1 protein-coding gene is annotated in these 1,042 nt (G+C 63.1%); it reads right to left on the reverse strand.

Going from position 1 to position 1,042, the window contains the following annotated elements:
* Positions 1 to 385 precede the first annotated feature (385 nt).
* Positions 386 to 1,042 (reverse strand): hypothetical protein (locus AB0873_RS32655; protein ID WP_366604663.1); only part of this gene is annotated, 657 nt, incomplete at its 5' end.

Raw genomic sequence — 1,042 nt, forward strand, 5'->3', positions numbered from 1 at the left:
GCACCTGCTGGAACGCCGAAACAATCCAGACATCCTTGCCCACAGCGGGCCTCGGGCCCGACACCGGCGGAGCACCATACGTACCCCGATAACCCCTCTCGACCGCCTCCGCAGCCGCAGCGAGCACCTCCACAGAGGTCGAAGTCTCGCCGGAGCGCGTCGAAGTGGACGGACCGCATGCGGCCAGCGCTAGGCCGACGGAGAGCATGAGACAAACAGCAACACTGATGTGGTAACGATGAGAGCGGAACAGCATACCGATCAGTCCTTTGAATTGATGTCGGCGATGTCAGACGAAGGGCAATGGTGGGCCAGCGTGAACGGGATACATCATGGCAATCACCGATCAGGGGTCGGCGAAGCCTTTCCAAAGTTCGCCAACTGGCTACCCGCCCCACGACTTCCGGTACAGGCTGCGGTAGTCGACCGGGCCTTCGTAGTTGGTGCCTTCCGCCGGAAGGTTGCGGTCCTTGTCGACGATCTGGAAGCCGGATCCCGAGGGCACGACGGGCTGGCCGTTGAAGGCTCGGTTGAGCGCATCGATGGTGCCGTACGCGCGGTATCCACTGGAAGCACCGATGCAGACCTGCTCGCCCTGGCCGGCGCGGATGTAGCCGAGATCCTCGAGCTGGCATTCTCCACCGAGTACCGTGAGATTGGGCCGGTTCCCGGCCACCAATGCCTGCTGGACACCTGCGGCGAAGAAGAAGTCGACATCCACGGCGACCGCGGTCGCCTGTGGCGCCCGCAAAAAGGCGGTTTCGAATTTCTGCCGGAGGTTCGGCACATCAGCGGGCGCCACCTTCACCGTACCGACGATTCCACAGCCATCGCACATGGCGATCGTGTCGGCGAAGCCCGTGGACAGGTACTCACCGAACGTCACGCCATGGAAGGCGACGTGGAGGATCTTCGCCTTTCCCTTCGTCTTTTGAATCAGGAAATTGGCTCGGAGGCTGCCGAGCTGTCGGTAGTAGTCAGCGATGCCGGGCGATTCCGGCAGATGCCGTGCGGGCGCGTCGAAAAGCGCCGACCCCCCGCC

The sequence above is a fragment of the Micromonospora sp. NPDC047707 genome (assembly GCF_040704235.1).
GTDB lineage: Bacteria > Actinomycetota > Actinomycetes > Mycobacteriales > Micromonosporaceae > Micromonospora.